This window comes from Candidatus Nanopelagicales bacterium (assembly GCA_030700225.1).
GTDB lineage: Bacteria > Actinomycetota > Actinomycetes > S36-B12.
Window position 1 is genome coordinate 1 of record JAUYJT010000006.1, and the last position, 5,335, is coordinate 5,335.

Genomic DNA, 5,335 nt, shown 5'->3' on the forward strand with positions numbered 1-5,335 from the left:
GCCCCCAGCTTCGGAAGACCCACCCAACTCAGCTACCGACATGACCCCCACCCCCATCCCCGCTTCGTAGAGGAAACCTGTACTAGAACACATGTTCTCACGGGGGTCCGACAATCAACGGCACACCACGCAGGCTGTGGACAACATCCCCGATGTCACGACCTGTGGACAACTCAAACGGGGACGACGGTAGTGGGCCGGTTCCGGGAATCGGTGGACGCTTGGCCAACGCCGCCACGCGGATCGCTAGTTCGGGGGGCGTCCAGCCGAGTCGCGTGCCTGCGATGCGGTTGAGACCGCATCTCCCAGGGGTCCGTCGAGCATCACGTCCCGGCGGAATCGCTGGCCGTACGCCCGCGCCGCACCCAGACCGGCAATGCTGGTTGACCGGGCGTCCGCGAGGGCGGAAGCCAGGGCTTCCGGCCAGGCCGCCTCATCCGCGCTCGGCCGAATGTGCGCTCTCGGATAGCCCGCCAGAATCCGCAGAGAATCGTGGTCGTCCGGCACGACTGCCGCGATCGGCAGCCCGGTGGCGACGTATTCGTAGACCTTGCTGGCGGTCATGAGCGAACCTCCCCCGCAGCCGAACACCAGCACCTGAGACTGCTCGTACGCATTGCTGGCGTCGACTCTCGGGAAAGCCCCCATAATGCGCACACCCTCCGCAGCGGCTTGGCGCAGCTGCTCGCGCTGCGGCGCGGCTTGATGCCGGTAGCCGAGTCCACCGTAAACGCGCAGCTCAGAGTCCGCGGGGATCGTGCGTCCCCGTGCCCCACGCCAGCCGCGCAGTAGGTGCTCCAACGGGAACAGTGCGTTCAGCGTCCCAACGTAGCCGAAGATGGGGGGGTCGCTAGATGGAGTCGCAAGAGTAGAAGGATCCAGATACTCAGGGTCCCAGCCGTTCTCAACGACCAGTATCCGGCTGGCCAGGTCCGGGTAGTCGCGCCGGTACAGCTCCGCGATCGGTGGGTTTACGAACCACGCGGCCACACATCGGGACGCGAGAGCTTCCCACCACGAGCGTCTGCGATCGAACTCAGGTTGAGGCTCGCCCGTGTACACCCAGTACAGGAACGAGTCTCGGTCATCCATCACGAACGGCACGCCCGCATGTGTGTTCAACGCCAATGACGCAGCAAACGACACGTATGGGTTGCCCGTCGCGATCGTTAGGTGGAACGAATTCTGACGGTGCAGGCGGATAGCCGAGCCGACAAGCCTGTCCCGCCAGCCTCCGTAGTGCTTCTCCGGAAAGAAGGCGCGCGAGGATTCCTCCGCATCCGCTGCCCAGCGTCTTCTGTCATTCGCCCGCAGCGCGGGCCATCGATTGACAATCGGGTCCTCCGCCATCGGGAACGTCACCCGGGCTGTCGTCACGCCCTGTGGCAGGCGGCGTTCCAGCTCCGCGTCCACACCCGTGCCGAGCTCGAAGAACTCCCGGTCGGCACTCAACACGGTGACCGAATGGCCCCGGGCCGCCAGCCACCGGGCGATCGCGACCGCGCGGTGCACTCCCGAAGCACGCGACGGCGGGAACGCCCACGCGACCAGGAGGACCCTCATGGCCGCACTGCCGTCTCGTCGAGGAACCGCTTCAGAACCCGAGCTGTGGCCCGCCCGTCGTGATGGTCACGGACGAAGCTGCGTCCAGCCGTCCGCAACGCCGGGAAACCAGGGTCGGCAAGGACCGCCGAAACCGTGGCGAACGGATCCGTACCGGCCGGAACCCAAGGTGGAAGCCATCGGGCTTGGCCTGCGGTGGCCGTAACGTTCGCGACCCAGACCCCGCCACCGATGATCCCGCTCAGAACTGGCAGGTCCGCGATCGGGCTGGCCCGCAGGTCGATCACCGCGTCAGCCGAAGACGCCGTCGGCAGACGGAGCAGCGGATCCAGGGAGTGAAGGTCGACGACCTGCGTCCCTGAGTCGTCCCACGCTTGGCCCGAGACCGCCTTGGAAACCGCTCGCGAGTCACTGTCAACAACGACGACAACCAGCCTGGCTCTTGGCCAACGCACTGCGCCTGTCGGCTTTAGCAGGCCCGAAGGGAGGGCTGCGGGAAGCCACGAGCAATCCTCAGTGACCATGTCGTGCCGCGTAGTGAACTGGCGGCCGGATTCAGGTCCCCCAATCTCAGGCTGGTCGCAAAGCCAGGCCCGAACCGTGTTCACAAGGGCTGCGGCAAGCCCCTCCGGTCCCGGCCAGTCCAACAGCGCGTGAGTCGCGGACTGTATCTGCCCCCGAGCGAGGCCAGTAGGTTCATCCTCGGACCAATCTGCCTGCGAGACCATGACGTCCGCCGGGAAGCCGGACTGACCAATCAAGACGCTCAGCGCCGCAACGTCGGCGTGGTATTCCAAAGCCCCGGCCATCGCAGCGGCGCGCCCGTCGAGGTTGACCCCACCGAGAACCAGTTGGCAAGGCCTCTCTTCCGGAGATGCCCGCAGAACAGCCTCAATCACGAATCGATCGTCGTATCTGCGTGCCCCCGCCGGTGTCAGGTCGATCGCCAGGCGATCCCGGACCGCGCGCTCCAAGTGGTCCAGATGCGCGAACCCCGCAACCCGCTCATCTCCAGCCAGCGCGCGCCGCGTGGCCCGAATCGCATCCTTGTCCAGAGCCAGCACGCTGCTAATCATCGGATCGGCGGCCAGTTTGCTGCGAATGGCGAGAGCGCCCGGTTCGTCGGGATGCGGAAGGCGGCGGCCTCCCCGGACGGCGCGTCGCACGGCACGGCGCCAGCGCTGCTTGGGGCGCGGATGCCGACGCACGGTGAGGATCTCGATCTTGGAGCCTGGCAGCCGCCGGACAACGTCTTCGGCAAGATCCGCCGATGCGCTCGTCAGGACCACGAGCACTGTTCCGTCCGGATCCCAGCCCTCCATCGGCATCCCGGGTCAGCCCCTTTCGATCGCCGATCCATCCCCCAGCGCGATCACTGTGGATCCCGGGAACGCACCCGGGTCAAGCGCCCCCCTGCCGTCGAGAATAGTCCGAGCGGGCACATCCGAGGGTTCAAGGCGCGAGTACTCGTCATGGTTGGCCTGGAGGATCGCCGCATCGACTGGGCCGCCCAGTACATAGGGCTCGAACCCAAGGTTTCTCAGCTCCGAGTCCGTGAACATCGGATCGTGGACCAGTGGGACGGCTCCGGCTCCCCTGAGCGCCGCGACCGTCGCGAAGACCCCGGAGAACGCGGTCTCCTTCACACCCCCGCGGTAGCTCGCGCCCAGCACGACGACGCGCTGACCGGACAGATCACCATGCACTCGAGTGAGCAAGTCCACCGCGTAGGCGGGCATCTGGGCGTTGGCCTTCCGGGCCGCGTCGACGATCGTCGCGGCCGGGTCATTCCAGAGGTAGAAGCGCGGATAGACCGGGATGCAGTGCCCACCGACGGCTATGCCAGGTGAGTGGATGTGACTGAAAGGCTGAGAGTTGCAGGCCTCAATCACCTTGGAGACGTCGATCCCGTTGGCATCAGCGAAGCGTGCGAACTGATTGGCAAGCCCGATGTTCACGTCCCGGTAGGTCGTCTCGGCCAGCTTCGCCAACTCCGCGGCCTCCGCCGTGCCCATGTCCCAGACACCGTTGGGGCGCTCCAGGTCCGGCCGGTCGTCGAAGTCCAGGACGGCTTGGTAGAACTCGATACCGCGTCGGGTGCTGTCGGGGTCGATCCCGCCCACGAGCTTCGGGTACCGGCGCAAGTCAGCGAAGACCCGGCCGGTGAAGACTCGTTCGGGCGAGAACACCAGGTGGAAGTCCAGCCCGGCCCGCAGCCCCGACCCCTTTTCGAGCATCGGACCAAAGCGGTCGCGCGTGGTGCCTACCGGGAGGGTCGTTTCGTATGAGACCAGAGTCCCGGGTCGCAATCCGGACGCGATGGCCTTCGTGGCGGCGTCCATCCAAGCGAAGTCGGGGATCCCCTCTTCGTCGACGAACAATGGCACGACCACGACTACTACATCCGCCCTCGAAACAGCCTCGGTCGTGTCCGTGGTGGCGGCCAACGCACCGCTGGCAACCACTTCGGCCAGGAACTCGTCCAGGTGAGCCTCACCGGGGAAGGGCGCCACACCCTTGTTGACCAGCGCGACGACTTCCGGGTTGACGTCCGCCCCAATAACCCGGTGCCCAGAACGGGCGAACTGCACAGCGAGCGGCAGGCCGATCTTGCCGAGGGCTACAACAGCGATGTTCATCGGACTCCTCTTCGCTCCAGGGCGTCCACGACTCGACCCGCTGCCTGACCGTCACCGTATAGATCCGGGTGCCGATCGGGAACAGGGGGATCGGACCAGGACGATTGGTTGCTCAGATCCGGATCCAAGCGGTTCCAGCCGGTTTCAAGTGTTTCCACCCACTCGGTCTCCGTACGAAGTGTCGTACAGGGAGTCCGGACCAGGTACGCCTCTTTCTGCAAGCCGCCGCTGTCGGTGACCACCGAGGCCGCGCTATTGATCGCGGCAATCATCTCCGGGTATCTATATGGGGCCACGGCCCTGAGGGCGCCGCCCGTCAGAGTGATGCCAAACTCCTCGCACCGAGCAACGAGCCGCGGGTGCGCGGCGAGTATGACAGGCGCCGACTGACTCCTCAGAGCGCTGACAATCGCACCAAGCCGATCAGGATCGTCGGTGTTCTCGGCCCGATGGACTGTCGAAACGATGTATGGCTCATCAACTGCAACCCCGTCAGGAAGTGATGGATCGCCGACGTCGCGCGCGACTCGAAGGCAGACGTCAGCCATCACGTCGCCGACCAGCTCGGTCCGGGCAGCCAGCCCTTCGGAAGCTAGGTGATGTGCTGCAAGCTCCGTGGGAGCGAGCAGGAGATCCGATGCATGGTCCGTCAACACACGATTGTGCTCCTCGGGCATGCGACGGTTGAACGACCTGAGCCCGGCCTCGAGGTGTGCCAGCGGCAGGTGGAGCTTCACGGCGACGATCGCTGCCGCCAGGGTTGAGTTCGTGTCCCCATAGGTCAGCACCCAGTCCGGGGCCAGCTCCTGTAGCACAGGTTCCAGGCGGATCATCATCTCGCCGGTTTGGACGCCGTGCGAAGCCGACCCAACTTCAAGGTTGCGGTCGGGCTCGGGAATGACTAGATCGGCGAAGAACGCCCCCGACATCCGCTCGTCGTAGTGCTGACCCGTGTGAACGATCCGGTGCTCGACTCCAGCGTCGCGCAATGCGACAGCCATCGGAGCCAGCTTCACGAACTGCGGACGCGCCCCAACCACGCTGATGACTCGCAAACCGCCTCCTGCCATCCGGGCTTGGACAGTCTACAAACCGGCGCCGCCGCTCCAGGCTCCGCGACGCCGCGTGAGGTA

4 protein-coding genes are annotated in these 5,335 nt (G+C 65.7%); all 4 read right to left on the minus strand.

Features of this window, described 5'->3' with window-relative positions:
• Nucleotides 1-246 precede the first annotated feature (246 nt).
• The 4 genes from Q8P38_00900 to wecB are packed head-to-tail and all read right to left on the minus strand — an operon-like array spanning nucleotide 247 to nucleotide 5,257.
• Nucleotides 247-1,563: a glycosyltransferase gene (locus tag Q8P38_00900; protein ID MDP4013172.1), complete on the minus strand. Its 1,317-nt coding sequence runs from the start codon at nucleotides 1,561-1,563 to the stop codon at nucleotides 247-249.
• Nucleotides 1,560-2,885, minus strand: coding sequence for a hypothetical protein (locus Q8P38_00905; GenBank protein MDP4013173.1), 1,326 nt, complete (start codon nucleotides 2,883-2,885; stop codon nucleotides 1,560-1,562). Before Q8P38_00905 ends, Q8P38_00900 begins: the two co-directional genes overlap by 4 nt.
• A 12-nt stretch (nucleotides 2,886-2,897) precedes the next feature.
• Nucleotides 2,898-4,202: a nucleotide sugar dehydrogenase gene (locus Q8P38_00910; GenBank protein MDP4013174.1), complete on the minus strand. Its 1,305-nt coding sequence runs from the start codon at nucleotides 4,200-4,202 to the stop codon at nucleotides 2,898-2,900.
• A complete protein-coding gene (wecB, locus tag Q8P38_00915) occupies nucleotides 4,199-5,257 on the minus strand; it encodes a UDP-N-acetylglucosamine 2-epimerase (non-hydrolyzing) (GenBank protein MDP4013175.1) in 1,059 nt (352 codons plus the stop codon). The genes Q8P38_00910 and wecB overlap by 4 nt, the downstream gene beginning before the upstream one ends.
• Nucleotides 5,258-5,335 lie beyond the last annotated feature (78 nt).